The sequence below is a fragment of the Cyanobium sp. BA5m-21 genome (assembly GCF_024346235.1).
Taxonomy (GTDB): domain Bacteria; phylum Cyanobacteriota; class Cyanobacteriia; order PCC-6307; family Cyanobiaceae; genus Cyanobium_A; species Cyanobium_A usitatum.
Map to the genome: position 1 here is coordinate 1 of NZ_JAGQCO010000004.1, position 24,838 is coordinate 24,838.

26 protein-coding genes and 1 pseudogene are annotated in these 24,838 nt (G+C 65.6%); 17 read left to right on the forward strand and 10 right to left on the reverse strand.

Going from position 1 to position 24,838, the window contains the following annotated elements; all coding sequences use genetic code 11:
• Both KBY72_RS01980 and KBY72_RS01985 read left to right on the forward strand, forming a co-directional pair.
• Positions 1-917, forward strand: a 917-nt coding sequence (locus KBY72_RS01980; RefSeq protein WP_254992989.1) for a toprim domain-containing protein, incomplete at its 5' end; no start/stop codon positions are given.
• Positions 917-1,240, forward strand: a complete 324-nt coding sequence (locus KBY72_RS01985) for an SH3 domain-containing protein (RefSeq protein ID WP_254992990.1) — start codon at positions 917-919, stop codon at positions 1,238-1,240. The genes KBY72_RS01980 and KBY72_RS01985, both read left to right, overlap by 1 nt.
• Positions 1,241-1,335: 95 nt before the next feature.
• Here KBY72_RS01985 and KBY72_RS01990 read toward each other — a convergent pair whose 3' ends face one another.
• A complete protein-coding gene (locus tag KBY72_RS01990) occupies positions 1,336-1,806 on the reverse strand; it encodes a glutathione peroxidase (RefSeq protein ID WP_261361127.1) in 471 nt (156 codons plus the stop codon).
• A gap of 87 nt (positions 1,807-1,893) precedes the next feature.
• Here KBY72_RS01990 and mgtE point away from each other — a divergent pair, with 87 nt between their 5' ends.
• The gene (mgtE, locus tag KBY72_RS01995; RefSeq protein WP_254992992.1) at positions 1,894-3,276 is read left to right on the forward strand and encodes a magnesium transporter; all 1,383 of its coding nucleotides are present in this window, start codon (positions 1,894-1,896) and stop codon (positions 3,274-3,276) included.
• A 165-nt stretch (positions 3,277-3,441) separates the two neighbouring features.
• On the forward strand, positions 3,442-4,410 hold the full coding sequence (locus tag KBY72_RS02000) for an RpoD/SigA family RNA polymerase sigma factor (RefSeq protein WP_254993014.1): 969 nt from the start codon (positions 3,442-3,444) through the stop codon (positions 4,408-4,410).
• Here KBY72_RS02000 and KBY72_RS02005 read toward each other — a convergent pair.
• The gene (locus KBY72_RS02005) at positions 4,395-6,047 is read right to left on the reverse strand and encodes a dihydroxyacetone kinase family protein (protein ID WP_254992993.1); all 1,653 of its coding nucleotides are present in this window, start codon (positions 6,045-6,047) and stop codon (positions 4,395-4,397) included. The genes KBY72_RS02000 and KBY72_RS02005 overlap by 16 nt on opposite strands.
• A gap of 86 nt (positions 6,048-6,133) precedes the next feature.
• Between KBY72_RS02005 and mutT the strand changes: the two are divergent.
• A pseudogene (gene mutT / locus KBY72_RS02010) lies at positions 6,134-6,568 on the forward strand (8-oxo-dGTP diphosphatase MutT); the annotation flags it as partial.
• 50 nt (positions 6,569-6,618) lie between these two features.
• On the opposite strand, the gene tsaE reads toward mutT, so the two are convergent.
• Complete coding sequence (tsaE, locus tag KBY72_RS02015) at positions 6,619-7,206, reverse strand: tRNA (adenosine(37)-N6)-threonylcarbamoyltransferase complex ATPase subunit type 1 TsaE (protein WP_409995475.1); 588 nt, start codon at positions 7,204-7,206, stop codon at positions 6,619-6,621.
• On the opposite strand from tsaE, the gene ahcY reads away from it, so the two are divergent.
• Positions 7,194-8,633, forward strand: a complete 1,440-nt coding sequence (gene ahcY, locus KBY72_RS02020; RefSeq protein ID WP_254961017.1) for an adenosylhomocysteinase — start codon at positions 7,194-7,196, stop codon at positions 8,631-8,633. The genes tsaE and ahcY overlap by 13 nt on opposite strands.
• A 10-nt stretch (positions 8,634-8,643) precedes the next feature.
• A complete protein-coding gene (locus KBY72_RS02025) occupies positions 8,644-9,303 on the forward strand; it encodes a DedA family protein (protein ID WP_254961018.1) in 660 nt (219 codons plus the stop codon).
• Between the two features lie 12 nt (positions 9,304-9,315).
• On the opposite strand, the gene KBY72_RS02030 is transcribed toward KBY72_RS02025, so the two are convergent.
• Complete coding sequence (locus KBY72_RS02030) at positions 9,316-9,705, reverse strand: single-stranded DNA-binding protein (RefSeq protein WP_254961019.1); 390 nt, start codon at positions 9,703-9,705, stop codon at positions 9,316-9,318.
• A gap of 129 nt (positions 9,706-9,834) precedes the next feature.
• Between KBY72_RS02030 and KBY72_RS02035 the strand changes: the two genes are divergently transcribed.
• From KBY72_RS02035 to KBY72_RS02065, 7 genes are read left to right on the forward strand one after another with little or no spacing between them, the layout of a single operon-like run.
• Positions 9,835-10,881: a rod shape-determining protein gene (locus tag KBY72_RS02035; protein WP_254992994.1), complete on the forward strand. Its 1,047-nt coding sequence runs from the start codon at positions 9,835-9,837 to the stop codon at positions 10,879-10,881.
• Between the two features lie 5 nt (positions 10,882-10,886).
• A complete protein-coding gene (gene mreC, locus KBY72_RS02040; RefSeq protein WP_254961021.1) occupies positions 10,887-11,627 on the forward strand; it encodes a rod shape-determining protein MreC in 741 nt (246 codons plus the stop codon).
• Positions 11,624-12,127 (forward strand): rod shape-determining protein MreD, encoded by a 504-nt coding sequence (locus KBY72_RS02045; protein WP_106632917.1) that lies wholly within the window; start codon positions 11,624-11,626, stop codon positions 12,125-12,127. The genes mreC and KBY72_RS02045 overlap by 4 nt, the downstream gene beginning before the upstream one ends.
• Before the next feature lie 4 nt (positions 12,128-12,131).
• Positions 12,132-13,481: an ABC transporter substrate-binding protein gene (locus tag KBY72_RS02050; RefSeq protein ID WP_254961022.1), complete on the forward strand. Its 1,350-nt coding sequence runs from the start codon at positions 12,132-12,134 to the stop codon at positions 13,479-13,481.
• 54 nt (positions 13,482-13,535) lie between these two features.
• Entirely contained in the window at positions 13,536-14,345 is an 810-nt protein-coding gene (gene rpaB / locus KBY72_RS02055; protein ID WP_396121833.1) for a response regulator transcription factor RpaB, read from the forward strand.
• 39 nt (positions 14,346-14,384) lie between these two features.
• A complete protein-coding gene (lysS, locus tag KBY72_RS02060; protein ID WP_254961023.1) occupies positions 14,385-15,905 on the forward strand; it encodes a lysine--tRNA ligase in 1,521 nt (506 codons plus the stop codon).
• 43 nt (positions 15,906-15,948) lie between these two features.
• Entirely contained in the window at positions 15,949-16,212 is a 264-nt protein-coding gene (locus KBY72_RS02065; RefSeq protein WP_094559041.1) for a hypothetical protein, read from the forward strand.
• A 48-nt stretch (positions 16,213-16,260) separates the two neighbouring features.
• On the opposite strand, the gene KBY72_RS02070 is transcribed toward KBY72_RS02065, so the two are convergent.
• From KBY72_RS02070 to egtB, 5 genes are all read right to left on the reverse strand, one after another.
• The gene (locus KBY72_RS02070; protein WP_254961024.1) at positions 16,261-17,088 is read right to left on the reverse strand and encodes a YdcF family protein; all 828 of its coding nucleotides are present in this window, start codon (positions 17,086-17,088) and stop codon (positions 16,261-16,263) included.
• A gap of 129 nt (positions 17,089-17,217) precedes the next feature.
• Positions 17,218-17,688 carry a hercynine metabolism protein gene (locus KBY72_RS02075; RefSeq protein ID WP_254992995.1) on the reverse strand — a complete coding sequence of 157 codons (471 nt, stop codon included), beginning with the start codon at positions 17,686-17,688 and terminating at the stop codon, positions 17,218-17,220.
• Positions 17,685-17,921: a hercynine metabolism small protein gene (locus KBY72_RS02080; protein WP_254961026.1), complete on the reverse strand. Its 237-nt coding sequence runs from the start codon at positions 17,919-17,921 to the stop codon at positions 17,685-17,687. Before KBY72_RS02080 ends, KBY72_RS02075 begins: the two co-directional genes overlap by 4 nt.
• A 17-nt stretch (positions 17,922-17,938) precedes the next feature.
• Positions 17,939-18,904, reverse strand: coding sequence for an L-histidine N(alpha)-methyltransferase (egtD, locus tag KBY72_RS02085; RefSeq protein ID WP_254961027.1), 966 nt, complete (start codon positions 18,902-18,904; stop codon positions 17,939-17,941).
• Complete coding sequence (egtB, locus tag KBY72_RS02090) at positions 18,894-20,048, reverse strand: ergothioneine biosynthesis protein EgtB (RefSeq protein ID WP_254961028.1); 1,155 nt, start codon at positions 20,046-20,048, stop codon at positions 18,894-18,896. Before egtB ends, egtD begins: the two co-directional genes overlap by 11 nt.
• A gap of 81 nt (positions 20,049-20,129) precedes the next feature.
• On the opposite strand from egtB, the gene KBY72_RS02095 reads away from it, so the two are divergent.
• Both KBY72_RS02095 and KBY72_RS02100 read left to right on the forward strand, forming a co-directional pair.
• Complete coding sequence (locus KBY72_RS02095) at positions 20,130-21,131, forward strand: cysteine synthase A (protein ID WP_254961029.1); 1,002 nt, start codon at positions 20,130-20,132, stop codon at positions 21,129-21,131.
• On the forward strand, positions 21,131-23,143 hold the full coding sequence (locus KBY72_RS02100) for a serine/threonine protein kinase (protein ID WP_254961030.1): 2,013 nt from the start codon (positions 21,131-21,133) through the stop codon (positions 23,141-23,143). Before KBY72_RS02095 ends, KBY72_RS02100 begins: the two co-directional genes overlap by 1 nt.
• 52 nt (positions 23,144-23,195) lie before the next feature.
• Here the strand turns inward: KBY72_RS02100 and smpB are convergent, their stop codons facing one another.
• The gene (smpB, locus tag KBY72_RS02105; protein WP_254929619.1) at positions 23,196-23,693 is read right to left on the reverse strand and encodes an SsrA-binding protein SmpB; all 498 of its coding nucleotides are present in this window, start codon (positions 23,691-23,693) and stop codon (positions 23,196-23,198) included.
• A 62-nt stretch (positions 23,694-23,755) separates the two neighbouring features.
• On the opposite strand from smpB, the gene ruvB reads away from it, so the two are divergent.
• On the forward strand, positions 23,756-24,838 hold the full coding sequence (gene ruvB, locus KBY72_RS02110; RefSeq protein ID WP_254961031.1) for a Holliday junction branch migration DNA helicase RuvB: 1,083 nt from the start codon (positions 23,756-23,758) through the stop codon (positions 24,836-24,838).

Consider the following 24,838-nt stretch of genomic DNA (forward strand, 5'->3'; position numbering starts at 1 on the left):
AGGGTCAGACCAAAACTAAGCTGGGCAATACGGAAGTTCGCGGCATTGTTGACACGCTGGTGGGTGAAGCCCTCAGCGAATATCTTGAATTCAATCCCTCGGTGATCGATCTGATCCTCGAGAAGGCTATTCAGGCCTTCAATGCAGCCGAGGCTGCCCGCCGCGCCCGCGAGCTGGTGCGACGCAAGAGCGTGCTCGAGAGCTCCACCCTGCCTGGCAAGTTGGCAGATTGCTCCTCCCGCGACCCGGCCGAGTCTGAGATCTACATTGTGGAGGGGGATTCAGCTGGTGGTTCGGCCAAGCAGGGGCGCGACCGTCGCTTCCAAGCGATCCTGCCATTGCGAGGCAAAATTCTCAATATCGAGAAAACAGACGACGCCAAGATTTATAAAAACACCGAGATTCAGGCGCTGATCACTGGATTAGGTCTGGGGATCAAGGGCGAGGAGTTTGATGAGAAAAATCTGCGCTACCACCGGATCGTGATCATGACCGACGCCGACGTCGACGGCGCCCACATCCGCACCCTGATTCTCACCTTCTTCTTCCGCTATCAGCGGGCGCTAGTTGAGGGTGGCTACATCTACATCGCTTGCCCGCCCCTCTATAAAGTGGAGCGGGGCAAAAACCACACCTACTGCTACAACGAAGACGACCTTAAGACAACGATCGCATCGTTTGGCGAAAAAGCGAATTATACGATCCAGCGTTTCAAGGGCTTGGGCGAAATGATGCCGAAGCAGCTATGGGAAACCACCATGGATCCCACCACTCGCATGATGAAGCGAGTCGAGATTGAAGATGCCCTCGAAGCCGATCGCATCTTCACAATTCTGATGGGCGACAAAGTGGCCCCGCGCCGGGAGTTTATCGAGGCCCATAGCGCCACCCTCGATCTAGCCCAGCTCGATATTTGATGGCGGACACCCGCATGATGCAGTCGTCTGCAGCTTGGCGCTGGGCAGCCCTGCTTGGTTTCGCGCTGATCACCCCCGTGGGCTTGCCTGCCGGAGGGGCTGATAGGAGGCCGCTTGAGGTGCGCCGGCGTTGTGCCGGAGATCCCTTGCTATCCACCCAGGCCGTGGCGTTGCGGGCAGCACCGGAGCAGCGCGCCCCTGCCCTGCAGCAGCTGGGACCCGGCGAGCCCATGCGAGTGCTGCGCAGCTGGCGGGGCAGCTCCGGCCAGCGCTGGCTTCAAGTGCAGGCCGCAGATCGCCGCGGCTGGTTGGCTGCTGGTTGAGTGAGTTGCTTGAGGGCACACTCGATATTGGTATCTCATTGAGTTTGTACAGATGTACAAACTCAATGAGAGCCAACAGACCAACGATCCGCCGGTTAGGCGGCTAGGGCAGCTTCGATGGCGCCCTTTAATTCAGCTGAATCGGGCTCCACATTGCTCTTGTAGCGGCCCAACACGGTGCCGTCTTTGCCCACCAGAAACTTCTCGAAGTTCCAGTCCACGGGGCCAGCGGGCTCGCTCTGGATGAGGGTGGCGTAGGGCTCTTCGGCCATCACCACTTTGTCGAGCAACTCAAAGTCGGCGCCGTAGGTGGAGGAGCAGAACTGCTGGATCTCTGGCAGCGTGCCGGGCTCCTGGGCGCCGAAATCGTTGCAGGGGAAGCCGAGCACGGCCAGGCCCTGGGGGCCGTAGCTCCCCTGGAGGGCCTGCAGGCCTGCGTATTGGCGGGTGAATCCGCAGCGGCTGGCCACGTTCACGATCAGCAGCACCTTGCCGGCCCAGTCGCCCAAATTGCGCTCGTCGCCTTTGGCATCGCGCACGGCCACATTGGTCACGGAGATAGACATTGGTGCGGTTGTCATCAGGTGGCCGGACGATAGCGAGCCGAGGGCAGCCGCGACCCATAAACTCAGCATTGCGGCGTCGCGGGGCCAATGGGCGAAGCCAACGGTATCCAGGTGGCCGAGGTGGTCGCCCAACAGCTGGAAAGCCTGCTTGAGGCAGGTAACTACGACGGCGCCAAGTTGCTGCTCGGCCCCGTGCAGGAGGTGGACGCCGCTGAAGCGATCGGTAGCCTGCCGCGCACCCTGCAGGCCCTGGCCTTTCGGCTGCTGCCCAAGGACGAGGCAATTGAGGTCTACGAATACCTCGATGCGTCAGTGCAGCAGACCCTGCTGGAGCGGCTGCGCTCCGGCGAGGTGCTGGAGCTGGTGGAGGAAATGTCACCCGACGATCGGGTGCGGCTTTTTGATGAGTTGCCCGCCAAGGTGGTGAGGCGCCTGCTTGCCGAACTCAGCCCGGCGGAGCGGCGGGTCACGGCCCAACTACTCGGCTACGAGGCGGAGACGGCGGGCCGGCTGATGACCACCGAATTCGTCGACCTCAAGGAGTTTCACAGCGCCGCCCAGGCCCTGGCGATCGTGCGCCGCCGTGCCCGCGACACAGAAACCATCTATTCCCTCTATGTCACCGATGGCTCGCGCCACCTCACCGGCATCCTGTCGCTTCGGGATCTGGTTACGGCCGACCCCGAGGCCCGCATCGGCGATGTGATGACCCGCGATGTGGTGAGCGTTGGCACCGACACCGACCAGGAGGAGGTGGCGCGCGCTATCCAGCGCTACGACTTCCTGGCCGTGCCGGTGGTGGACCGGGAGCAGCGGTTGGTGGGGATCGTCACCGTGGACGACGTCATCGACGTGATTGAGCAGGAGGCCACCCGCGACCTCTACGCCGCCGGCGCCGTGCAGGCTGGCGATGAAGACGACTACTTCCAGAGCAACTTGTTCACCGTGGCGCGGCGCCGGGTGGTGTGGCTGCTGGTGCTGTTGGTGGCCAACAGCGGCACCTCGGCGGTGATCGCCTCCCAGGAGTTGGTGCTCAAGCAGGTGGTGGTGCTCGCCGCCTTTATTCCGCTGCTGATCGGCACCGGCGGCAATGTGGGAGCCCAGAGCTCCACCGTTGTAATTCGGGGCCTGAGCACCCAGCGCATTCAGGCGATGGGCGCCTGGCGGGCGATCTGGCGTGAATCTGTGGCCGGCGCCCTGCTGGGCTTGTTGATGGTGCTGGCGGTGGTGCCGTGGGCCGCCTACGTGGCAGGCAGCTGGTTAGTGGCTATGGCCGCCGGCCTGAGCCTGGTGGCGATCACCACCCTCGCTGCAACGGCCGGCGCGGCCCTGCCGCTGCTGTTTGACCGTCTGGGCCTGGATCCGGCCTTGATGTCCGCGCCTTTTATTGCCACCGCTACAGACGTCGCTGGGGTGTTCATCTACCTGCAAACCGCCTCTTGGCTGCTGCAACGCGCCGCGCCTGGCTAGGTCGCTGCTGGGAGTGGCTTAAGTCGCAGTAGCAGTTTTGGGGTTTCTGAGAGGAGTTAACACTTCTTCAGGTTAGGCTTTACACATCTTCAAAGCCCCAACGCCGTGGTCGTCGCCATCGCTACTGCACCCACCGCAGCTGCTCCCGACAAGGCTGCCCGCTCCATGCCCGCGGCGGACGGCGACCTAGTGCGCAGCTACCTTCGGGACATCGGGCGAGTGCCGCTGCTGTCCCATGAGCAGGAGATCACGCTGGGTCGCCAGGTGCAGGAGCTGGTGGGTTTAGAGGAGCTGGAGCTGGAGCTGGAGGTGCGACTGGGCAACAAGCCAAGCCAGGCGGAGTTGGCCCAGGCTGCTGGTCTGAGCGCGCCATTGCTTAAGAAGCGCTTGCAGGCGGGCCGGCGTGCCAAGGAGCGGATGGTGGCTGCGAATTTGCGGCTGGTGGTGAGTGTGGCCAAGAAGTACACGCGGCGGAATATGGAGCTGCTGGACCTGATCCAGGAGGGCACGATCGGGCTGGTGCGCGGCGTTGAGAAGTTCGACCCAACGCGTGGCTACAAATTTTCAACGTATGCGTATTGGTGGATTCGGCAGGGGATCACGCGGGCAATCGCTGAGAAGAGCCGGACGATCAGGCTGCCAATCCACATCACCGAAACGCTGAACAAGCTGAAGAAGGGTCAGCGTGAACTGAGCCAGCTGCTGGGGCGCACGCCGACGGTGACGGAGCTTGCCGAAGCGGTGGAACTGCCAGAAGAAGAGGTGAAGGATCTGCTGTGCCGTGCGCGCCAACCGGTGAGCTTGGAGACGAAGGTGGGCGACGGTGATGACACCGAACTGCTGGACCTGCTGGCAGGAGATGCGGAGCTGCCGGAGGAGCGGGTGGATGGCGAGTGCCTAAAGGGCGACCTGCGAGCGCTGCTGGAGCAACTGCCGGAGCTGCAGGGGCGGGTGCTGAAGATGCGTTATGGCATCCCCTGCGCTGACAACCCTGAGGGTGGCGAGCCGATGAGTCTCACCGGTATCGGCCGCATTCTCGGGATCAGCCGCGATCGGGTGCGCAACCTGGAGCGTGACGGCCTGGCCGGCCTGCGCCGCATCAGCGATGCCGTAGAGGCCTACGTAGCAGGTTGATCCTGGGTTGCTGCGATCAAGCAGTAGGCCAGCGACATGGCACCAGGGTCCGGATGTCCCAGGCTGCGACTGCCATGGGGGCGTGCTCGCCCCAGTTTTGGCAGCATTTCTGCGGTTGCTTTTGCTGCCAGTAGGCAGGTTTCCGCGGCGATGTGCAGGGCTTGATCAAGGGGCACTCCGGCTTGCAGCTCCGAGTGCAGCTTTTGGCAGTAGGGCTGGAGGGCATCCACCATGGTTTTGTCGCCGGGAGCCGCCTTGCCGAGGCCGACCACGGCCTGCAGGGCGGCGTCGAAAGCTGCTGCAATCTCTGTAGTTCCAAGTTCACTGGCTTGAGCTATCGAGTTGCCGGCAGCCAGCAGGGCTCCACCCCAGAGGGCTCCAGAGGTGCCCCCGCCGTGGTCAGACCAGGCTTCTCCAGCCTCCATCAGCACTTCCCCGGTGCTGCAGCCCCGGGTGCAGGCGCGGATGGCGCTCTGCCGGGCGCCCCGAATGCCCCGCAGCATTCCGAGGCCATGGTCACCATCGCCGGCCACGGCATCGAGAGCCCCGAGCTCCTCAACCCGCTGCTCCAAGGCCTTTTCCACAGCCTCGAAGCGGCCCAGTAGGGCGTTTTGGGCCTGGGGGAGTGGGGTAAGGGCGCCGCGGCGGTAGGCAGCGCTGTCGGCGGGGGCGCTCCAGAAGCCTTCCAGCTCCGCATCCAACCAGCAGAGGCTGAGGGACACCCCGGCCATATCCAGGCTGGTGACCAGCTCGCCGCACTCACAGTCGGCCAGTACCACCCCCCTGGCCAGGAGCTCCTGGTTCACGGCCCCGAAGAGCACAAACAGCTCCTCGTATTTGAAGCTGCCCAGCCCGTTCAGCAGCACCACCAGCCGTTGCTGGTCCTCGGGCACATCCGCCGGCCGTTCCGTCAGCAGCCGTTCCACGAGTAGGGCCGCCAGGCTGTTGGGATCGGTGAGGGGCCCTTCCGACAGGCCCGGTTCGCCGTGCAGCCCCATGCCAATGGCCATGCGGCCGCTGGGCACTTCAAATAACGGCTGGCTGGCTCCCGGCAGGGTGCAGCCACTGAAGGCCACCCCCAGGCTGCGGGTGCGCCCATTGGCTTTGCGGGCCAGCCGCTCCACCTCGTCGAGGGGCAGTCCGGCTTCGGCGGCGGCACCTGCCACCTTGTACACAACCAAGCCACCGGCAATGCCACGCCGCAGTTCCGGTTGGTCGATGGGGGCGCTGGCGATGTCGTCAGTGACCGTCACGATGCGCACGTCGATTCCCTGGCGGCGCAGCCTTTCGGCTCCGAGCGTGAAGTGCAACACGTCTCCTGCATAGTTGCCGAAGCTCAGCAGCAGGCCCGCTCCCCGTTCCACGGCCGATCCCACCCGCAGCACCTGACCTGCCGAGGGCGAGGCAAAAATGTTGCCGCAAACGGCGCCGGCGGCCAGGCCCCGGCCCACCAGACCGGCAAAGGCTGGATAGTGGCCGGAGCCGCCGCCCACGACGACACCCACCTGGCCTGCGGGGATCGGTGCTAAGCGGATCACGCCGCCATCGGTGCGCTGAACGTGGCGGGGATGGGCAGCTACAAAGCCGTCGATGGCTTTGCTGGCGAAGTCGGAGGCGTCTGTCGGCAGGTAGCTCATGGCTCCAACTTATTCAGGCTCAATTGGGCAAGCTATAAAAGTTCACCGGGCGCTGTCTACGCTGCCGCCGAAGTCGCTCGTGCGTAGTGATGGATGCCCCCAGCGAGTTGCCGATCCAGGTGATCGGCGTGGGGGTGGTGCGCAACGGCGCCGGTGAGGTGCTGATCGATCAGCGGCTCAATGAGGGTTTGCTGGGGGGGTTGTGGGAATTCCCCGGCGGCAAGCAGGAGCCGGGTGAGCTGATCGATGAAACGATCCGCCGTGAGTTGGAGGAGGAGTTGGCGATTGAGGTGGAGGTGGGCGAGGAGCTGATCGTGGTGGAGCACGCCTACAGCCATAAGAAGTTGTGCTTTGTGGTGCATCTCTGCACCTGGTTGAGCGGCGAGCCCCAGCCGCTGGCCTCCCAGCAGGTGCGCTGGGTGCGGCCTGAGCAGCTGGGCGAATATCCCTTCCCGGCGGCCAACGCCCAGATCATTGCTGCGCTGCTGGGGGCGGGCACTTCATTCGCGGCAGCTAGCTAAGCCAAGACTTAGCTAGCCAAATAAAACAGCAAGCTGCCCCGGCCGGTCGTTCAGCTCGGCGAACGCACCTCGATCAGGCGTCCAGCTTCTGGGTTGAAGGGGTCGCTCAAGCTGAGCTGGATTTGCCAGCAGCCGGCCGGTGCGCTGCTGAGTCGCTCGGGCCACTCCACTGCCAGCAGGGCGCCTAGGGCTCGGGCTTCCTCCTCCTCCTGGGCAAATAGTTCGTCGGCGGCGGCGGGCAGCTCCAGCCGGTAGAGATCGAGGTGCACCAGCCCGCCGCCCTTCGGCAGCGGGTAGTGCTGGGCGAGGGCGAAGGTGGGGCTGGTGATTGGTTCTTCAATGCCGAGGCCGGCGGCCAGGCCCTGTACCAGGCAGGTTTTGCCGGCCCCCAGGTCACCTGCCAGCAACAGGATGCTGCCAGCGGGTAGACGCAGCGCCAGTTGCCGCCCGAAGGCCTGGGTGGTGGCGGCATCACTCAGGGCTTGCATCACGGGGCTTGCATCACGAGAGTTGAGGTGCTCCTTGTAGATTGCATTTTCAGCGAGCCCGAAGCCTCGGCGTCTCCGCAGATATTTCAAAACCACGCCCTCCCAGCCGGGAGCGAGCAGTACCCCAAACAAAACCCATGGTGGCTTCACCCGCCTCAACGGCTTCCGCGCCCGTGCTGCAAAGCACTAATACCTACGTGATTGCCGATCTCGGTCTGGCCGATTTTGGCCGCAAGGAGATTGCAATTGCCGAAACAGAGATGCCTGGCCTGATGGCCCTGCGCTCCAGGTTTGGCGCTGAGCAGCCCCTCAAGGGCGCCCGCATTGCAGGTTCCCTGCATATGACGATTCAGACTGCGGTTCTGATTGAAACTTTGGTGGCTCTCGGCGCCGAAGTGCGCTGGGCCAGCTGCAACATCTTCTCAACCCAGGATCACGCTGCCGCCGCGATTGCAGCGGCCAATGTGCCGGTGTTTGCCTACAAGGGCGAAACCCTTGATGAGTATTGGGCCTTCACCCACCGCATCCTTGAGTGGGGCGATGGTGGCACACCTAACATGATCCTCGACGACGGTGGCGATGCCACTGGACTCGTGGTATTGGGTACGAAGGCTGAGAGCGATCCTTCAGTTCTAGATAACCCCTCCAACGAAGAGGAAACCGCCCTCTTCAACAGCATTCGCCAAAAGCTGGCCGCCCAGCCTGGCTTCTACTCCCGCATATACGCCGAAATTCAGGGCGTTACCGAGGAAACCACCACCGGTGTGGCCCGCCTCTATCAAATGCAGAAGAGTGGCGAGCTGCCCTTCCCGGCGATCAACGTCAACGATTCGGTCACCAAGAGCAAGTTTGACAACCTTTATGGTTGCCGCGAATCCCTGGTTGACAGCATCAAGCGCGCCACTGATGTGATGGTGGCCGGCAAGGTTGCCCTGGTGCTTGGCTACGGCGATGTGGGTAAGGGCTCAGCTCAGTCGCTGCGCGGTCTTGGCGCCACCGTGATGATCGCCGAAGTTGATCCCATCTGCGCCCTGCAGGCCGCGATGGAGGGCTATCGCGTCGTGCGTCTTGACGACGTGGTGGGCGACGTGGACATCTTCGTGACTGCCACTGGCAACTTTAAGGTGATCCGCCACGAGCACCTGATTCAGATGAAGGATCAGGCGATCGTCTGCAACATCGGTCACTTCGATAATGAGATTGATGTGGCATCCCTCAAGCAGTACACCTGGGACAACATCAAGCCTCAGGTTGATCACATTGTGCTGCCCAGCGGCAACAAAATCATCCTGCTGGCTGAAGGCCGTTTGGTGAATTTGGGTTGCGCTACCGGCCATCCCAGTTTTGTGATGAGCGCCTCCTTCACCAACCAGGTGCTGGCTCAAATTGAGCTGTTCACCAAGGGCGACCAGTACGCCAAGCAGGTGTATGTGCTGCCTAAGCACCTCGATGAGATGGTGGCCCGCTTCCATCTCGACAAGATCGGCGCCAAGCTCACTGAGCTCTCTCAGGAGCAGGCTGATTACATCAACGTGCCGGTAGCCGGGCCCTACAAGCTCGATCACTACCGCTACTGAGAAGAGCCCGATGGGGATTGGCGAACTGGTGCAACAGCTGCCTCAGCTGATTGGTGCGGCAGTGGAGGCCAATCCCTGGCTTGGCTATGGAGCGATCTTTGCGGCGATGTTCCTTGAGAATCTCTTCCCGCCGATCCCCTCCGAATTGATCATGCCCCTCGGGGGCTTTTATGTGCAGCAGGGCCAATTGGCCCTGCTGCCAGTAGTAGTGGCGGGGCTGCTCGGCACGGTGCTGGGGGCTTTGCCTTGGTATGGCATCGGTCGTCTGATCAACGAGCAGCGCCTGGAGCAATGGCTGGCTCGCCACGGCCGCTGGATTGGCATCAGCCCTATGGAGCTGCATCGCAGCCGCGATTGGTTTGCCAAATACGGCACCGCTTTGGTTTTTTGGGGCCGGCTGGTGCCTGGCATCCGCACCTTGATTTCGGTGCCCGCGGGCATCGAGATGATGCCCATAGCGCCTTTCCTGCTTTGGACCACAGCCGGCAGCCTTATCTGGACCCTGCTTCTCACCTTGGCGGGCCTGGCACTGGGTGAGGGCTACGCAAATGTGGAGCACTGGATAGAGCCGGTGGCCAAGGCTGTGAAGCTCGTGCTGGTGCTGGCCTTGGCCGCCGGCGCCGTCTGGCTGGGGCTGCGCATCTGGAAGAAGCGCCGCGATTCCCACTGATCCAGACCCGGCTTAGAAGGGCACTTCCTCCTCGCTTGGAGAGCCACCACCGAAGCCTGCCCCCATGCCACCGCCACCTTCAGCGTCGCGCTTGGAGCCGAGCAATTCCAGCCGGTCTACCCGGATCACGGGCTTGGTGCGCTCCTCACCGCTGGCCCGGTCGGTCCAGCGGTCAAGCTTGAAGCTGCCGATGATGCCCACCAGGGCCCCTTTGCGGACATAGTCGGCGGCTACCTGGGCTTGTTTGCCCCAGATTTCGAGGTTGAACCAGTCGGGCTCGTCGTCACGGCTGCGGCGGTTGACGGCGAGGGTGAGGTTGGCGACCACACTGCCTGATTCGAAATAGCGGACTTCGGGGTCGCGGCCGGCCCGGCCGACAAGGGTGATGGAATTCACGCCCATGGTTGATGTCTCCTGTTGCTGATGGATCAATGATGCGGCACCCGGTTCGGCTGCCACCTTTCATCAGTTCCACCGTTAGAGCCGTCTGTAACACCCTCGTATGATTCGGCCCTTGCAGGCCGGGCGTCCGTGTTTTTCCGTCGTTTCCAGTTTTCGCGCGATATCGGCATTGATCTGGGCACCGCCAACACCCTCATCTTCGTGTCGGGCAAAGGCATCGTGCTCCAGGAGCCCTCTGTGGTGGCCATGGATCTGGAGCGGGGCGTGCCCCTGGCCGTGGGCGATGAGGCCAAGATGATGCTGGGCCGTACCCCCGGCAACATTCGCGCCGTGCGGCCCCTGCGTGACGGCGTGATCGCCGACTTCGACGCCGCTGAGCAGATGATCAAAACCTTCATTCGCAAGGCCAATGAAGGCCGCGGCATCGTGGCGCCCCGGTTGGTGATCGGCATCCCCAGTGGAGTTACAGGTGTGGAGCGCCGTGCTGTGCGGGAAGCCGGCCTGGCTGGCGCCCGTGAGGTGCACCTAATCGATGAGCCGGTGGCGGCCGCCATCGGCGCCGGTCTGCCCGTCACCGAGGCGGTTGGCACCATGATTGTTGATATCGGAGGCGGCACCACTGAAGTGGCGGTGCTCAGCCTGGGTGGCACCGTGCTGAGCGAGTCGGTGCGGGTGGCTGGCGACGAACTCAGTGACGCCATCGGCGTCTATCTCAAGAAGGTGCACAACCTGGTAGTAGGCGAGCGCACCGCTGAGGACATCAAGATCCGCATCGGCTCCGCCTTCCCTGACGATGCCCACGACAACACCTCCATGGATGTGCGCGGCCTGCACCTGCTCTCCGGTCTGCCCCGCACAATCAACATTCGCGCTGGCGATATTCGCGAGGCCATGGCCGAACCCCTCAACGTGATCGTGGAAGCCGTTAAGCGCACATTGGAGCGCACGCCGCCTGAGCTAGCCGCCGATATCGTCGATCGCGGCATCATGCTTGCCGGTGGTGGTGCCCAGGTGCGCGGCATTACCGACCTGATCAGCCACGAGACCGGCATCCTTACCCATGTGGCAGAAGAACCGCTGCTCTGCGTGGTGAACGGCTGCGGCATGGTGCTTGAGGACTACAAGCGGCTGCAGCGCGTGCTCGACACCCCTGACTTCGTGCGTCAGCACGCCTGATCCCGATGCAGGCCGGCCGCAGGCTTCGCCTTCCCGCCCTGGGCCCTGTAGTTCAGGCCTGGCCCTGGGCCTTGCTGGTGCTGGCCCTGCTGGCAGTGCGGCTCAGTAAAGGAGTGGGTTTTACCGATGCTTACGCCCTGTTGAGCCGGCCTTTCTGGCCCGGTAGTGCCCAGGGTGAGTGGGTGCGTAGCGGCCAGGCTCTCAACGATCAAACCCGCTTGCGCCAGCTGGATGCCGACAACCGGCGGCTGCGCAGCTTGCTGCAGCTGCAGGGTCAGGGGGGCCGCGAATTGGCGGCAGCGGTGATCTCGCGCCAGACAGGGGGCTGGTGGCAGCAGCTCGTGATTGGCCGCGGCGAGTTGCAGGGCCTACGGCCCGGCATGGCGGTGACGGCGCCGGGGGGGCTGATTGGCAGGATTGCCGGCGTTACTCCCACTACTGCCAGCGTCACCCTGCTCACCGATCCCGGCAGCCGGGTTGGCGTCTGGGTGGGACGGGTTCGGCGCCATGGTTTGCTCACGGGCATTGGCACCAGCCGCCCCTTGCTGCGCTTTCTGGAGAAGGATCCAGGCGTGCGCCCGGGGGATGTGGTCGTCACCTCGCCCGCCAGCACCCTGGTGCCTCCCAACCTCACGGTGGGTGTGATCGAGTCGGTCGACGACCGGGCCGTACCGGCGACCGAGGCCGTGGTGCAGCTGAGTTCTCCGCTTGAGGCGGTCGACTGGGTGCAGGTGCGGCTGCCATGAGTCGGCTGGCCCGCCACGGTTGGTGTGTGGCTACGGCTTTAGTAGTGCCCTGGCTGGTGCTTGCTGCGCCCGGGCCCCTGAAGCTGGCGGGCATTCCCCCGGCTTGGTCCGTGCTTTGGCTGCTGCCCTGGGCCCTGGCCGATGGACCCCTCTCCGGCGCCCTGGCTGGGGCCGGGCTGGGACTGCTGCTTGATGCTTTGCACCCCGGGTCTATTACGCAGATTCCTGCCCTGGCCCTGCTGGGCTGGTGGTGGGGTCGGCTGGGCCGCCAGGGGCCGCCGATCGAGCGCAGCTTCAGTCTTGGCCTGCTGGCCCTGTTGGGTGCGGCCCTGCTTGGCGGCAGCCTGATTTTGCAGAGCCGGTTGCTGGGCCCCTGGCCCCTTGAGCCCGCATTGCACACCTGGCTGGCCCAAACCCTGCTCACGGCCCTGCTGGCACCGCTGCTTTGCTCCCTGCAGCTGCTGCTCTGGCGCCAGCAGATCCAGGGCGGGCGAGGCTGAGTAGATGGCATTGATCCAGACCCGGCGGCGTTTCCTTGAGCTTCTTGGCGGCGGCTCCGCTGCTGCCCTGCTGGCAGCGGGCCTGGGCAGTTGTGGCAGGACTGGTCCGGGGACTGATTCCGCGGCGGCCCAGGTGCTGAATTTCTGGACCCTGGACCTGGCCCCCAAGTTCAACGACTATTTGCGGGAGCTGATCGCAGCCTGGGAGGGCCAGAACCCCGGGCTGCAGGTGCGCTGGACCGACGTGCCTTGGAGCTCGGTAGAGCGCAAGTTGCTGGCGGCTGTGTTTGCCCGCACCGCCCCGGACCTGGTGAATCTCAACCCCCCTTTCGCGGCAAACCTGGCCAGCAAGGGGGGGCTGCTTGATCTAAGTGATGTGCTGCCGGCGGGGGCTGCTGATGCCTATTTGCCAGCGATCTGGGAGGCAGGCCGCCAGGGGCAGGGGGGCCAGCAATTTGCCATTCCTTGGTATTTGACCGCGCGGATAACCATGGCCAACCGCCGGCTGCTTGAGCGGGCCGGCTACAGCGCCCCACCGGCTTCCTGGGACCAGGTGCCGGCCTTTGCCGAGGCCGTGCGCCGCCGCACGGGCCGCTACGCCTTGTTTGTCACAGTGGTGCCCGACGACTCCGCCGAGCTGCTCGAGACCCTGGTGCAGATGGGGGTGAAGTTGCTAGATGGGGAGCAACGGGCGGCCTTCAATAGCCCCGCGGGGCGGCGGGCCTTTGCCTTCTGGAGTGACCTCTACCGCCGCGGCCTTTTGCCACGGGAGGTGGTGAGCCAGGGCTACCGCAGAGCCATCGAGCTCTACCAATCGGGCGACCTGGCCCAGGTGGCCACGGGCCCCGACTTCCTGCGCAACCTGCAGACCAATGCTCCTGGCGTTGCAGCGGTTACGGCGCCCTTTGCGCCGCTCACGGGTGCCAGCGCTGAGGCCAACGTGGCGGTGATGAATCTGGTGGTGCCCAAGCAGAGCGTCCTGGCGGCCGAGGCGGCCCGCTTCGCCCTATTTCTCACCAATGGCCCCAACCAGCTGGCCTTCGCCGAGCAGGCGCGGGTGCTGCCCTCCAACCGCCAAGCCCTGCAGCAGCTGGAGGCAAGCCTGGCGACTCCTCCTGCCCCTGTTTCTGGGGCTGGGGCGCAGGAGGCTCTGGTGCAGGGGGCCCGGTTGCTGTCGGCCCAGGCTCTTCGCCAGGCCAGGGTGCTGGTGCCGGCGAGCCCGGGGGTGAAACGACTGCAGGCGATTGTGTATACCCAGCTGCAGCGCGCCATGCTCGGCCAGGTGGCCAGTGATGCGGCCTTGACTGCTGCGGCTGACGAGTGGAACCGCTACTCCCGGGCCCGTTGGGGGTGACCCAAGGGAGCATCGAGCGTTATGGTTGCGATTCTTCATCCCGGCGCACCGCCCATGCCTTCGGAGGACAGGCCCATTTCAGACGCCTTCTCCGATTCCCTGGGGCCTGCCCCGGTCGAGCCCAAAGCCACCGTGATGGTGGTAGACGACGAAGCCGCCGTGCGCCGGGTGCTGGTGATGCGCTTGCAGCTGGCTGGCTACAGGGTGATCTGCGCTGAAGACGGCGAGGAAGCCCTCAGCCTGTTTCACCAAGAGCAGCCCGATCTCGTCGTGCTCGATGTGATGCTGCCCAAGCTGGACGGCTTTGCGGTTTGCCGCCGGCTACGGGCTGAATCCTGCGTTCCCATCATTTTCCTTTCGGCCCTTGATGCGATCGCCGAGCGGGTGTCGGGCCTAGACCTCGGGGCTGACGACTATCTGCCCAAGCCCTTCAGCCCCAAGGAGCTCGAAGCCCGGATCGCCACAATTTTGCGACGGGTTGGCCGCGGTTCAGCTTCTGCCGAGCCTCGCGAGGTGCCCAGCGGCAGCGGTCTGCTGCGGGTGGGTGATCTGGTGGTGGACACCAACCGCCGCCAGGTGACCCGCGATAGCGAGCGCATCGGGCTTACCTATACCGAATTCAGCCTGCTTGAGCTGCTGTTCCGAGAACCGGGTCGGGTCGTGCCCCGGGCCGAAATCCTTGAGCAGCTTTGGGGCTATCCCCCCCGCCGCGCCGCCGACTTGCGGGTGGTGGACGTGTACGTAGCTCGCCTGCGCGGCAAACTCGAGCCCGACCCCCGCAATCCGGAGCTGATCCTCACGGTGCGCGGCACTGGCTACGCCTCCCAGCGGATGGCTGAAGCAAGCCTGGCTGCTAACGGCTAGCGCTCCTGCAGGATGGGCCGATTCAGCCCCCTGTCTGCCTTGTCGGATCTGCGCGAGACCCGTCTGGAGAAAGCCGCCGCCCTAGCCGCCCTCGGCCAGGGTCCCTACGCCCTGCGCTTTGAGCCCAGCCACCGCACGGCTGCTTTGCAGCAGGACCATGCCGACCTAGCCAACGGAGAGGAGCGGCAACTGGAAGTGGCCGTGGCAGGCCGGGTGATGACTCGCCGCGTGATGGGCAAGCTCGCCTTCTTCACCCTGGCTGATGAAACCGGTCCGATTCAGCTGTTTATTGAGAAGGCCACCCTCGAGGCGTCCATGCCGGAGGATCCCGAGGCTTTCGCCCACCTCACCTCCTTGGTGGATGCCGGCGACCTGATCGGCGTGCAGGGCAGCCTGCGCCGCACCGATCGCGGTGAGCTTTCGGTGAAGGTGAAGGGCTGGACCATGCTCTGCAAGAGCCTCCAGCCCCTGCCCGATAAGTGGCACGGCCTGGCGGATGTGGAGAAGCGCTACCGCCAGCGCTACTTGGATCTGATCGTGTCGCCCCACACCCGCGAAACCTTCCGGCGCCGGGCCGTGGCGGTGAGCTCCATGCGTCGTTGGCTCGATGAGCGCGACTTTTTGGAGATCGAAACGCCGGTGCTGCAGAGCGTGCCCGGTGGTGCTGATGCCCGCCCGTTTGAGACGCACCACAACGCCCTCGATCTACCCCTCACCCTGCGCATCGCCACCGAGCTACACCTCAAGCGGCTGGTAGTGGGCGGCTTTGAGCGGGTCTACGAGCTGGGGCGCATCTTTCGCAACGAGGGGATCAGTACCCGCCACAACCCCGAGTTCACCTCGGTGGAGATCTACCAGGCTTATGCCGACTACACCGACATGATGGCGCTCACTGAGCAGCTGATTGCCCACGTGTGCCAACAGGTGTGCGGTAGCACCCAGATCAGCTATCAGGGCACCGACATCGACCTGGCGCCCCCTTGGCGGCGGGCCACCATGCACGAGTTGGTGCAAGCCGCCACTGGCCTTGATTTCAATTCTTTTGATAGCCGAGAGGCAGCGGCTGCAGCCATGGGAGCCCAGGGGCTGGAGGTGCCAGCCCTGGCCGATTCCGTCGGCCGGTTGTTGGTGGAGGCCTTCGAGCAGCGGGTCGAGGCTGAGCTGATCCAGCCCACTTTCGTGGTCGATTACCCGGTGGAGAACTCACCCCTGGCCCGGGCCCATCGCAGTAAGCCCGGCATGGTGGAGCGGTTTGAGCTGTTCATCGTGGGCCGTGAAACCGCCAACGCCTTCAGCGAGTTGATTGATCCGGTGGACCAGCGCCAGCGGCTTGAGGCCCAGCAGGAGCGCCGTGCTGCCGGCGACGACGAGGCCCAAGGCGTTGACGAGGACTTCATCCAAGCACTGGAGGTGGGTATGCCCCCCACCGGCGGCCTGGGAATTGGCATTGATCGACTGGTGATGCTGCTCACCGACAGCCCCTCGATCCGTGATGTGATCGCCTTCCCCCTCTTACGTCCGGAGGCCCGTCAGGAGGTTGGGCCTGGCGCAATGGGATAATCCCTCTAGTAGGCAATCTCCCCCATCCGGGGTCAGCGATTCCATGAGTGGCGAGCGCGTTGGTTTTCGCTTCAAACACGCGGATGCTGTGGTGAAGCGCAACCCCCAGGGTCGCTCGCGCCGGGGCTGGGTGATGGAGCCGGTGGAGCAGACCACCAGCCGTGGCACCAAGATGCCCGCCTACCGAATTCGTTGGCGGGACAGTGAACGTCCCGAGATCGTGCTGCAGCACATGCTGATCGCCGATCCCGACCCCACTCCGCCACCCGATGGTGTCAGCCTGGTGCCCCCGGCGCCCAAGGCTTGAACGCCAAAAGGCTTGAAGGTCAACAGGCTGGACCACAAGCCAGCTCGATCAACTCCAGCCCCGTAGCCGATAGATCGCCAGCCCCAAGTGCTCCTTCAGGGCCAAGGTGCTCAGGTAGAGAGCTTCGGCATCGGGCAACAAACTCTTGAGCGTGTTGCCCAAGGTGGGTTTGCCGTAGTGGGCACGATCCGGCAGCTGGTAGTCGCAGGCGACCGGCACCACCGTCAGGCCGCTGCGCTGTTGGAAGGTGGCCAGTGAGCGGGGCATGTGAAAGGCACTGGTGACCAGCAGAACCCGGCTCCAGCCCCGCCGCTGGCCCAAGGCACCGATATCGCGAGCCTCCTCGGCGGTGGTGCGGGAGCCGGGGTTGATCAGGATCCGATCGGCTGGCAGCCCTAGCTCCTGGGCCAGATCCCTGGCCCAGAGCGCTTCAGGTGGGGCGGGATCATGGCCCGTGAAGCTCACCCGTCCGCCGCTGGTCACCAGCAGGGGAGCCAGGCCCCTGCGCACCAGTTGCAGGCCGCGCAGCAGCCGGTCGCCCCCTTCCGCCACTTCGACACCCTGGCGGGGTGGCAGGGCCGGCCGCAAGCCGCCGCCCAGCACCACCACAGCGTCGGCACGGGGCAGCTGCTGCGGGGTGAGCGCCGCCGCCCGATCCTCCAGGCCCCAGATCAGCTGGCGGCTGCTGAGCGGCATGGCACACAGCCAGATCAGTCCCACCCCCGTTCCACTCAGCCAGAGGCTGGCCTGACGTCGCCGGCGACTGCCTTGCTCACTGCTTTTGGCCGCCGCAGCCAGGCCCAGGAGTTGCAGCAGCAGCCCTAGACCCAGCGGGTAGAGCAGCAACGGCAGCAGTTTGGACAACAGAAAACCCATGGCGGCAGGTGGTTGGGCTGGGCGTAAGCGGCTGTGATTGTGGGCTCTCCAGGATTCTGTACAGCCTGTACGGAATACAGCAGGGCTTGGGCTTGGGACACGTCGACCGGCGGAGCTCTGCCTTTGTTTTCAGCCCTGACGCCGGCGCAGCTGCTCTAGAGCCTGTTCGGCCTCGAAGCTGGCCCAGTCCTGCTCCAGGCTGGAGGCCTTTGGCGGGCGGGGACGGCTCTCCAGTTCGCGCAGATCGCGCTCCACGGCCGCGAAGCTCACCCCCAGTTCCCCGAGGCGTTGCCAGCGCAGCCGGCCCTGTTCCATCAGGCCCAGTTGGTGGGCTTCAGCTCGCTCGGCCAGGGCTGTGGCGCCGGCGGCGCGGGCCTTGGCAAGCCGTTCCTGCCAGCAGCGGATTTCAGCGGCCAATTGCAGCAGGGCCTGGCGCTCCTGTTCCGCCTGCCTTTGCAACTGGCGCCGCTGCCCCACCAGCCGGGCCTGGCGATCCCGCGCTTCCTGCTCGCCAAGCAGGGCTTCCTGGCTGGGGTTGGCGGCGAGAAAGGCCGCAAGTTGCTGATCCAGCTGCGCCTCCAGCTCGTCGAGCCAGCTCACGGGGCGGGCTGCCCGGCCGGCGTGGTGATCAACGGCGCCTCGATCTCTTGCTGGAGCGGTGTGATCGCCGCTTCGCGGGAGCGCAGCAGCAGCTGGGTGAGTCGGGCGATTGCCCCCTCGCCTAGGTCCTGGCTGCCGATGCGATCAAAGGCGCCCCGATACAGCTCCTCCAGTTCGGCGATCAGACCCTCGCGCACCTGGCGCATGGTGGCCCGTTGCTCTTCGCGACCCATGGTTCTCCTGCCTGATGTCAGGAGTCTGCCGTCACCAGCAGGTGCAGCGAAAGGTCGTCGACTGGATCGCTCCAACGGCCAGCGCCCCGCCAGCCGGCGCGGGCGGCGAGGGCGAGGAAGGCCACCGGGTCGTACTTGACGCTGTACTCAGTGATCAGCGGCTCGCCCACCGCAAAGCTCCAGGCCTCCCCCGCCAGCTGCACGGTTTGCGCTTCGCGGCTCACCAGGGCCATGGCGATGCGGCTGTGCTCGGGTTGCCACCGGGCGGAGTAGGCGAAGGCGTCGGGGTTGAAGCTGCCCGCCAGGTCGCGGTTGAGCCGTATCAGCAGGTTGCGGGCAAAGGCCGCCGACACGCCGGCGGCATCGTTGTAGGCGGCCTCCAACCGTGCCACGGCTTTGGGCTGGTCGATGCCGATCAGCAGCCTGGCGCCAGGGCCCAGCAGTTGGCCCAGCTGCTGCAGCAGCGCCTGCGCTTCCTCGGGGCTGAAGTTGCCGATTGAGCTGCCGGGATAGAAACCCAGGCGCCGCCGGCCGCTGAGTAAAGGGTGCTCGGGCAGCTGCCGCAGGGCGCTGTAGTCGCAGCAGATGCCGAGCACGGGCACTGCCGGGTGGCGCGCCTGCAGGGCCACGCAGCTCTGCTGAAGATGATCGGCGCTGATGTCAAGGGCTACATAGGCCGGTGGCTGCAGCGCCTCGAGCAGGGGCCCCACCTTGCGGGCATTGCCGGCGCCAAACTCCACCAGCACCCCTTCCCCCAGGGCCGCCGCCAGCTCAGTCGCCCGCGCTTCCAGGAGGGCCGTTTCGGTGCGGGTGAGCCCGTATTCGGGCTGCTCGCAGATCGCCTCAAACAGCCGTGAGCCTTCGGCGTCGTATAGCAGCCAAGCCGGCAGCTGACGCGGTTGCTGGGCCATGCCCTCGCGCACCAGCCGCCGCATGTCGGCCGGTTCGGGGTGGAGGTCGATCAGTTGCATGTCAGCCGCCATCGCGGGCTAGGCGTAGACCAGCGGCTACCCAGCGGCTCGCCGGTGGGTAGAAGTTGCGGTAGGTGAGCCGTTCGTGGCCAGGCGGGGTGAGGAAGCAGCTGCCGCGCAGCACCATCTGGGAACTCATGAACTTGCCGTTGTATTCCCCCACCGCCCCGGCCGCTGGCGCGAAGCCCGGATAGGGCCGGTAGGGGCTGGCGCTCCACTGCCAGAGCACCCCGAAGGCCTGGTCAAGTTGGGGTGCCAGCAGCTCCCATTCGGCTTCGCCCGGCAGCCGGGCACCCGCCCAGCGGGCGTAGGCATCGGCTTCAAACCAGCTCAGGTGCCGCACCGGCAACTCGGGGCGCCGCGGCTGACGCCCCGCCAGTGAAAACTCCTCGTCGCCGTCGCGCCAGTAGCGCGGTCCCCGCCAGACCCGGGCCTGCACCACCGCCCAGCCCTCGCTCATCCACAGCTCCGGTCTCTTGTAGCCGCCATCGGCAATGAAGGCTGCAAATTCGCCGTTGCTCACCAAACGGGAGCTAAGCGCAAAGGGTTCGAGCCATTGGCGGTGCTTGGGCGCCTCGTTGTCGAAATGAAAGCTGCCACCTGGATGGCCGATCTCCACCAGCCCCCCCTCGTGCTGCAGCCAGGTGGGCTCTTGGGCAACGCTCGCCTGATAAGCAGCCTCCGGCTCTGGGCCATATGCCGGCTCGAGCGGGTTGCGGCTGAAGCCATCCAGCAGGTCCATCAGCAGCAGCTCCTGGTGCTGATGCTCGTGCTGCAGCCCCAGTTCCACCAGCTCCAGCCGGGGATCGCCCGGCTCCAGCTGCTCCAGCAGGCTGAGCAGGGCCCCATCTAGCCGCTGCCGCCAGGCCAGCACCTCGGCCAGGGCCGGCCGGCTGAGCAGGCCCCGCTGGGGCCGGGGGTGGCGGGCTCCTACTGAGTCGTAATAGCTGTTGAAAAGAAAGCCCCAGGCCTCTGGCGACACGGGGCTGCGCAGCACAAACTGCTCAAAAAACCAGGTGGTGTGGCCCAGGTGCCACTTGGGCGGGCTGGCATCGGCCATGCCCTGCAGGCAGACGTCTTCGGGCTGCAGGGGAGCCACAAGCTCGAGGCTGCGTTGGCGCACCTGCGCATAGCGCGCCTTCAGCTCTTGCCCCATGCCGCTGCCGCCAATCTGGGGCTAATTCAGGTCCGACCTTAGGGACCTTGCCTACGATCCCGCCACGCATTGCACGCGGATATGGCCGGCATCACTTCAGGGTTCGTGGGCGCCGTTGGCAACACGCCCCTGATCCGGCTCAATGCCCTGAGCGAGCAAACGGGCTGCGAGATCCTCGGCAAGGCCGAGTTCATGAATCCTGGGGGGTCGGTGAAGGATCGCGCCGCCCTAGGCATCCTGCTGGAGGCGGAGGAGCAGGGGCTGCTGCAGCCTGGAGGCACGGTGGTGGAAGGCACCGCTGGCAACACCGGCATTGGCCTCACCCACCTCTGCAACGCCCGCGGCTACCGGGCCCTGATCGTGATTCCCGACACCCAGTCGGCTGAGAAGATCGGTCTGCTGCGCAGCCTCGGCGCCGAGGTGCGCACGGTGCCGGCGGTGCCTTACCGCGACCCCAGCAACTACGTGCGGCTTTCGGGCCGTATTGCCGCCGAAACGCCCGGGGCCGTGTGGGCCAACCAGTTCGACAACCTGGCTAACCGCCGCGCCCATTTCAACTCCACCGGTCCGGAGATCTGGCAGCAAACCGATGGGGCGGTGGATGCCTGGGTGGCGGCCACTGGCACCGGCGGCACCTATGCCGGGGTTGCCCTGTACTTGAAGCAGCAGAACCCAGCCGTGCGCTGCGTGCTGGCCGACCCCCACGGCAGTGCCCTACACAGCTGGGCCAGCCGGGGTGAGCTGGTCAGTGAGGGAAGTTCGATTACCGAGGGGATTGGCAACAGCCGCGTTACCGCCAACCTGGAGGGTGCTCCCATCGATGATGCCGTGCGCATCGACGACCAGACCGCGCTCGAGACGATCTATCAGCTGCTGTGGCAGGAGGGCCTCTTTTTGGGCGGCTCGGTGGGCATCAATGTGGCCGCGGCGGTGGAAACGGCCCGGCGGCTTGGTCCTGGTCACACGATCGTGACCGTGTTGTGCGATAGCGGCGATCGCTACCGATCTCGGCTCTATGAAGCCGATTGGCTGGCGGGCAAGGGGTTACACCAACCCCTGCGGCCCTCGCTGGAGGTGGGCTGATGGCGGTGCAGGTGGGTCAGTTGATCGGCGAGCGCTACCGGCTCGAGCAACGCCTCAGCTCCGCCCCGCCGGCAGAGGCTCCCCAGGGGGAACTCTGGCGCGCTAGCGATCAGCTAGCCGCCGAGGCGCCGATGGCCTTGCGGCTGCTGGGCCCAGCTATCGACCCGGCTCGGGCGCGCCAGCTCTGGGGCCAGCTGCAGGGGCTGCTCCATCCCCAGGTGCCCCGGCTCGGGGCGGCCATCCAGGCCCAGGAGGGTTTGTGGCTGGTGCGCGAATGGCAGGCCGGCCGTACCTACCAACTGCTGCTGCAGGCCCGTGCCGAGCGCCAGTTGGTCTTCGGTGCCGGCGAGGTGCTGTTGCTGCTGCGCCAGCTGCTGCCGGTGCTGGCCGTGTTGCACAGCCAGGAGCTGGTGCACGGCGACCTCAGCCCCGCCAACCTGTTGCGCCGCGACACCGACGGGCTGCCGGTGTTGCTTGATTTCGGCCTGGTGGCAGGCACGGCCGTCGCCACCCCGGGCTACGCCCCACCCGAGCGGGTTCGAGTCGCAGACCCCGAGCCCTCCCCGCCGGAGCCCTGGATGGACCTGCACGCCCTTGGGGTGGTGGCCCTGGTGCTGCTCAGCGGCGAGGAGCCCGCCCGGCTACTGGATTCGGTCACCATGGACTGGCGCTGGCCGGCGGCCCTCACGGCTGAACCGGCCTTGCAGGCCCAAATCAAGCGCCTGCTGGAGCGCCAGCCCGGCGAGCGCTTCGCTTCCGCCTCCCAGGCCCTGGCCGCCTTTCAGGCCATACCTATGCCAGAGAGCACCGGTCCGGTGCCCCGCGCCGATCGCACCGTCGCCCTGGTGCCCCCACCACCTCCCGCACCTGCACCTGCACCTCCAGCACCTGCACCAGCACCCGCAGCACCTGAAGCTCCTGCTGAACCCGCACTGGAGCCGCCCCAGCCGCCTTCGCCCTCGTTGCGTAGCCGCTTGGAGGAGCGCGAGGAGGTCGCTGAAGGCGGCGTCTGGCCGGTGGTGATTGCCCTGGTGCTGTCGGCGGTCGTGGGCACTGCCCTGGGCTGGTGGTGGCTGAGCCGCGGTCGCTTGACCATGCCCATTCCCGATGCGGCCCTGCAGTTGCCCAACAGCCTGCCGCCGGCGGAGGTGGATCAGCGCCAGCAGCTGCTTAACCGGCTGAGGGCTATGCAGGTGGATCGGGGCTGGTTCTTGAAGTTGGTGGATGCCAGCCTGCTGGCCCAGTTTCCAGAGCGGGGCGGCCGCCTGCCCAGCGATTCCCTCGACGACTCCCCTCTGCGCAAGGTTTGGAATGAGCTTGCAGAGGAGTGGCTGGCTCGGGTGGAGCAGCTACCCCTCGAGATTCGGCGCCGCTTGGGTTCCTACACAAACGGTGACTGGGAGAGGCGTCAGCAGGCCCTGGTTAGCCAGGGACTCAGCTCGGCGGTGTTGCGCCAGCTGGTGTCGGGCAGTGCCCAGAGCCTGCTGCCGGGCCGCCCCGGCGCTGACATCCCTGCCGAGCCATTTCGCCAGCTGTGGTTTGCCGCGGCGGAGCAGGGCCTGGCCAACGTGCAGATCGAGGCGATTCAGGCCCAAGCCCAGGCAACCCAGGTGATTTCAGCCCAGGTGGAGGCTGGTGGTGCCCGGCTGTTCCCGGTGCGGTTGCCGCCGGGCTATCGCCTGGTGCTGGGCGTGAACGGCTCGCCCTTGATGCAGATGAGTGTGTTTGGTGCCGATGGCGAGCTGCTGGAAGCCAAGGGGCCCCTGCGGGTGGTCAGTTTGGGGGTGCAGAAGAACTCCCCAGTGCAGTTGCTGGTGACCAACGAGGGCGTGGCGCCAGCTCTGATCACCCTGTCGTTGCGGGCCGATCCGCCCCCTGTCGAGACGCCGCCGGTGGCCGTCCCCGAACCCTCACCGCCGGCGCCGGCGGCCCAGCCAGAGCCTCCCCAGGCTCCGGCAGTGCCCGAACAGCCCGCCGCCCCGCCACCACCCGTGCCACCGCCAGTGAATTGACTCCAGCCGGAGGCATATGGGCGGGTAGGTCGAGCGCTCCGGCCCCCCAATTTCAGAGCCGGGCGATTGCGGCCTTGGCGTCCTTGATGTCCTGCTTGCGCCGCTCTTCGTGACGCTTGTCGTGCAGCTTGCGGCCCTTGGCCAGACCGATTGTCAACTTGATCCAGGAGCCCTTGAGATGCAGGTTCAGGGGGATCAGGGTGAGGCCTTTTTGATCTAGGCCAATCCGCAATTTGTCAATTTCGCGGCGGTGGGCCAGCAATTTGCGCACCCGCAACGGCTCGTGGTTAAAAAATGCGCTGGCATGGCTGTGGGGCGAAATGTGCACGTTGTGCAGCTGCAGTTCTCCCTTGCGAATCAGGCAGAAGCCATCGCGCAGGTTTGATTGCCCGGCCCGGATCGACTTCACCTCGGTGCCAAATAGCTCCAGGCCACACTCCAGGGTTTCCAGAATTTCGTATTGATGCCGGGCAAAGCGGTTGTCGGCCAGCAGCTTGTTGGCGGCATCGCGCTGGGCCTTAGCGCTCTTCTTGCCCCCGCCCTTGGCCATCGCTGCTCCGCAACCGTCCCCTTGATCTCCCGACCCTAGGGAGCCCCCGGTACCCTCGCTGCATGGCCATCGTCTCCTCGGGATCTTCGGCGCCCCGCGGCCGCCCCAGCCGCGACGAGCCACCAGCGCGCCTTGTGGACCCCGCTCCCGTGCTCGAGGAGGTCCCCGCCGCAGCCAGTGGCCTGCATCGGGAGGACAGTCTCCGTCCCAAGCGCCTTGCCGATTACATCGGCCAGAGCGAGCTCAAGCAGGTGCTGGCCATCGCGGTGGAGGCCACCCGCGCCCGCCAAGAGGCCCTCGACCACGTGCTGCTCTACGGCCCACCGGGCCTGGGCAAAACCACCATGGCTTTGGTGCTGGCTGAGGAGTTGGGCGTGCGCTGCCGCATCACCAGCGCCCCGGCTCTAGAGCGCCCTCGCGACATCGTTGGCCTGCTGGTCAACCTGCAGCCCCATGAGCTGCTGTTCATCGACGAGATTCATCGGCTCAACCGGGTGGCTGAGGAAATTCTTTATCCAGCGATGGAGGATTACCGCCTCGATCTCACCGTGGGTAAGGGCACGACGGCCCGCACCCGCAGCCTGGATCTGCCCCCTTTCACGCTTGTTGGCGCCACCACCCGGGCGGGATCGCTGAGTTCACCGCTGCGGGATCGCTTCGGCCTGATTCAGCGGCTTGAGTTTTACGGACTCGATGAGCTTCAGCAAATTGTGGAGCGGGCGGCTGGCCTGCTCCAGATCAAGCTGGAGGGTGGGGCCGCCTTGGAAGTTGCCCGCCGCTGTCGGGGCACCCCCCGCATTGCCAATCGCCTGCTGCGTCGGGTGCGCGATGTGGCATCGGTGCGGGGCCATGGCCGCATCGGCGCGCCCCTGGTTGCGGAGGCCCTCAGCCTGCATCGCGTTGACGACCGCGGCCTCGATGCCAGTGACCGGCGTTTGCTCACCTTGATGCTCGAGGGCTACGGCGGCGGCCCCGTGGGCCTCGATACCCTGGCTGCCGGGCTCGGGGAAGATTCCTCCACCCTCGAAGCGGTGGTGGAGCCCTACCTGTTGCAGCTGGGTTTTCTGCAGCGCACCCCCCGGGGCCGGCTGGTTACTCCGGCGGGCCGCAACCACCTGGGCTGGCCGGCTAATGCGGCCGCATGA

Coding starts and splice junctions, on each gene's coding strand:
- KBY72_RS02000 (WP_254993014.1), top strand. CDS start 3,442: ATGCCCGCGGCGGACGGCGACCTAGTGCGCAGCTACCTTCGGGACATC.
- KBY72_RS02080 (WP_254961026.1), bottom strand. CDS start 17,921: ATGGGTCGCGAAGAGCAACGGGCCACCATGCGCCAGGTGCGCGAGGGT.
- KBY72_RS02070 (WP_254961024.1), bottom strand. CDS start 17,088: ATGGGTTTTCTGTTGTCCAAACTGCTGCCGTTGCTGCTCTACCCGCTG.
- KBY72_RS02065 (WP_094559041.1), top strand. CDS start 15,949: ATGAGTGGCGAGCGCGTTGGTTTTCGCTTCAAACACGCGGATGCTGTG.
- egtD (WP_254961027.1), bottom strand. CDS start 18,904: ATGGCGGCTGACATGCAACTGATCGACCTCCACCCCGAACCGGCCGAC.
- KBY72_RS02025 (WP_254961018.1), top strand. CDS start 8,644: ATGGGGATTGGCGAACTGGTGCAACAGCTGCCTCAGCTGATTGGTGCG.
- KBY72_RS02100 (WP_254961030.1), top strand. CDS start 21,131: ATGGCGGTGCAGGTGGGTCAGTTGATCGGCGAGCGCTACCGGCTCGAG.
- KBY72_RS02030 (WP_254961019.1), bottom strand. CDS start 9,705: ATGGGCGTGAATTCCATCACCCTTGTCGGCCGGGCCGGCCGCGACCCC.
- KBY72_RS02045 (WP_106632917.1), top strand. CDS start 11,624: ATGAGTCGGCTGGCCCGCCACGGTTGGTGTGTGGCTACGGCTTTAGTA.
- KBY72_RS02050 (WP_254961022.1), top strand. CDS start 12,132: ATGGCATTGATCCAGACCCGGCGGCGTTTCCTTGAGCTTCTTGGCGGC.
- ahcY (WP_254961017.1), top strand. CDS start 7,194: ATGGTGGCTTCACCCGCCTCAACGGCTTCCGCGCCCGTGCTGCAAAGC.
- mreC (WP_254961021.1), top strand. CDS start 10,887: ATGCAGGCCGGCCGCAGGCTTCGCCTTCCCGCCCTGGGCCCTGTAGTT.
- KBY72_RS01990 (WP_261361127.1), bottom strand. CDS start 1,806: ATGTCTATCTCCGTGACCAATGTGGCCGTGCGCGATGCCAAAGGCGAC.
- KBY72_RS01985 (WP_254992990.1), top strand. CDS start 917: ATGGCGGACACCCGCATGATGCAGTCGTCTGCAGCTTGGCGCTGGGCA.
- egtB (WP_254961028.1), bottom strand. CDS start 20,048: ATGGGGCAAGAGCTGAAGGCGCGCTATGCGCAGGTGCGCCAACGCAGC.
- rpaB (WP_396121833.1), top strand. CDS start 13,536: ATGCCTTCGGAGGACAGGCCCATTTCAGACGCCTTCTCCGATTCCCTG.
- smpB (WP_254929619.1), bottom strand. CDS start 23,693: ATGGCCAAGGGCGGGGGCAAGAAGAGCGCTAAGGCCCAGCGCGATGCC.
- mgtE (WP_254992992.1), top strand. CDS start 1,894: ATGGGCGAAGCCAACGGTATCCAGGTGGCCGAGGTGGTCGCCCAACAG.
- KBY72_RS02095 (WP_254961029.1), top strand. CDS start 20,130: ATGGCCGGCATCACTTCAGGGTTCGTGGGCGCCGTTGGCAACACGCCC.
- ruvB (WP_254961031.1), top strand. CDS start 23,756: ATGGCCATCGTCTCCTCGGGATCTTCGGCGCCCCGCGGCCGCCCCAGC.
- KBY72_RS02005 (WP_254992993.1), bottom strand. CDS start 6,047: ATGAGCTACCTGCCGACAGACGCCTCCGACTTCGCCAGCAAAGCCATC.